Source organism: Bartonella sp. AA56HLJMS (assembly GCF_042197145.1).
Lineage (GTDB): Bacteria > Pseudomonadota > Alphaproteobacteria > Rhizobiales > Rhizobiaceae > Bartonella.
Map to the genome: position 1 here is coordinate 1 of NZ_JBHIRL010000060.1, position 2,833 is coordinate 2,833.

At 33.0% G+C, this 2,833-nt stretch carries 1 protein-coding gene and 1 pseudogene; both read left to right on the forward strand.

Annotated features, from left to right (window positions below):
* Positions 1-306 (forward strand): annotated as a pseudogene (locus ACFINI_RS09690) (hypothetical protein); the annotation flags it as partial.
* Between the two features lie 98 nt (positions 307-404).
* The gene (locus ACFINI_RS09695; protein WP_375648021.1) at positions 405-1,184 is read left to right on the forward strand and encodes a hypothetical protein; all 780 of its coding nucleotides are present in this window, start codon (positions 405-407) and stop codon (positions 1,182-1,184) included.
* The last annotated feature ends 1,649 nt before the right edge of the window (positions 1,185-2,833 follow it).

Consider the following 2,833-nt stretch of genomic DNA (forward strand, 5'->3'; position numbering starts at 1 on the left):
CGTATTCATAGCAAGGCGGTAGTTTATGATCATGCTGTTATCAGTGGCGCTGCTAAAATTTATGGCAAGGTTTATGGCAATGCTAGCGTGGGTGGGTATGTTAAGGTCTATGGTTCTGTTTATGGGAATGCAAAAGTGACTGGTTATCACACCATTAGAGGTTTGGTACATGGCAATGCAAGGTTAAAAAGAGATGGTTATTCATATGTCAAACAAAACTTTTATTATGCATATGGAATTCCTGAAGATTGTGAAATTTATGAAAACGATACCGTTGTAAAGATTATTGAAAATAACGCTGCGTAAAGACGCGCGGGCGCGGCGGGGGCGCCTGCTTTCCAACCCAATTTTTCCATTTCAAATTTTATCAAATGTTTATCACATTAAATTGTGAGGGTATCTCTATGTGCAAAAAATACGAATTAACTAGTGAAATCAAAAAAATCAAACATGCTCTTACTCGAAATATTATAAGCCTTTATCGCATTCGTGCTTTAAAAGATTTCGATGATATAAAGGCGGGGTCTTTAGGCGGCTTTATTGAAAAGGAAGTTAACCTATCCCATGATGGCAATTGCTGGGTCTATGATGAGGCTTGTGCCTACGGTCATGCAAGAGTGTATGAAAATGCAAAAATACGCCATTTTTCGCAAGTCTGTGGTCAAGTTTATGGCAATGCTGAAGTCTATGGAAAAGCTTTTATCTCTCAATATGCTAAAGTTTATGACCATGCTTTTGTCTATGGCAATGCTCATGTTTATGGCAATATTTATGGGAATGCTCATGTGAATGGTAGTGCCCGCATTCTTGCTGATGCTCATATTTATGACCATGCGCATGTTTCTTATGATGCTACGGTTTTTAGTTATGCACGCGTTTATGGTCATGCCAAGGTTTGTGGCTCTGCTTGCATTTATAGCCATGCAAAAGTTTATAATTATGCTGTTATTAATGGTCGTGCTAAAATTTATGGCAAGGTTTATGGAAATGCTTGTGTGAGTGGCTCTTGTGAGATTTATGGCTCTGTTTATGGCAATGCTAAAATCTCATATTGTGCAACGATCTGGGGGCGTGTTTATGGCAATGCAAAAATCAATAAAAAAAGCAAAGTAAGGTTGGTTCCAAAAAAATGTGAGGTGTATGAAAGGGATAATGTTGTCAATATAACTGATCAAACAGAATAAAAAGAGACATGGGGGACGTGCATTCTTTATGGTTATAAACGCATATAAAATGCATTGCTATAAACATATCATAAAAGAGAGAGTAAAATAAAAAAAAGCCGTGCCAAATGATATGACGCGGCTTTCAAATAGCGTTTTTTATTGATTAAAATGAATCATCCACAATGGAGTAATCAGTGCATATATACAAAACGTATCATATTGCAAGCGCTCTATTATCTTTATGAAAACTTATCAAAAGGAATGTAAATGATGCGTTTGATTTTTACTCACTCATTTGAATGAGAAAACCTATAAACGCTTTTTGTTGCTCTCAAACGTATCAAAACGCTCGGTAGCTTTAATAATTCAATCAAAAGCAAATGCATATTCAATAAATATCTGCAAAAAACGTTCTTTTTAGCTTGCAAGCATTGGTTTTTAAAAGCAGCTTTTCATAAGATAAATAAACAAACGCTTTTATAAAGTGTAAGGTTTTTAAGATTTTGCTCTGCTGTGAAAGCTAAATCTTAATTTTCTCATAAATGAAACGTTTTTAAGAGCAAATGATAACTAAGTTATAACTGTAATAAAAAAAAGTTTTAACGTTTCTTATAAAGATCTCATTTTATGTTTCAAACGTTTAAACGTGCATTTAAAGAGCTTTCATAAGCGTATTTGTACTTTTCATTAAAACCTAATTTCTTTAAATATTAGCCGGTCCATTTTGGGGATGTTATCTTAGAATAGAGCATTCTTAAATATTACAGCTTTTGACTCAAAATTAAGTAAAAACCCATACCTTATGATGTTACAATGGTTTTGAAGTTTACTTTCTTATCTTTGTCTAAATAGCTGCCCCCAAATTTGGAAAGAGCTCATTTGGTTTCGTATTTTTAAACTATAACTTTTAAAACGTTTTTAGTACCAAATCTAAAGTAGATAGTTATTCTACTGCCATGGCATTATTTGCTTCCATTTTTTTGTGGAAGCGAATAGTTCCATTCTTAAAGACTAGCCTGCAATCTATTCATTAAAAGGCTTTTCATTTCATAAGATATAGCATTTGAATTTCATGACCTTTATTTCCTACCTCGGTAAAAAAATACCGTGGTTATAAAATCGATCTTGTCTTTAAATCCTTTTATGCAATCTTTAAAATGTTCGGTGTTATGATGATGCTGTTATGACAGCTCTCTATTTTGCGCTCGCCAATTTTGGCGAATGTTAATTTGCTCTTTTATGTGATTAACAATCCAATCTTTAAAACAAGATGTGATCTTTAAACGTATGTTATCGATATTTTTAAACGACTAAATTTAAAACAATGTGATTTGTGCTGTGATAAAAACGTATCATAAAATTTATGAACTGTTATGAATGATATCGGCTTTTCATTTTATTTGAATACACACATGCGTTATAATATTTACATCATGATTTGCTTTTTATGGTCTATTCATACATGCCAATCTTATATAAAAAATGGTCAAATGAATCACGTATAAAAATGTGGATTCTTAAGTGGATTCATATAAAATAACTTCACACAACCTATTGACTTTATTGTGTTTTTTGATATTATACTGAGTACTATCTCTGATAAACGCAATGGAGAGAGAATGAGTTGAATCTGATAGGCTTTATCCGGCGTGGGATAAAGATGTAAT

What these genes read in the sequence shown, in the direction of transcription:
- ACFINI_RS09695 (WP_375648021.1), top strand. Translation starts at nt 405, where the DNA reads ATGTGCAAAAAATACGAATTAACTAGTGAAATCAAAAAAATCAAACAT.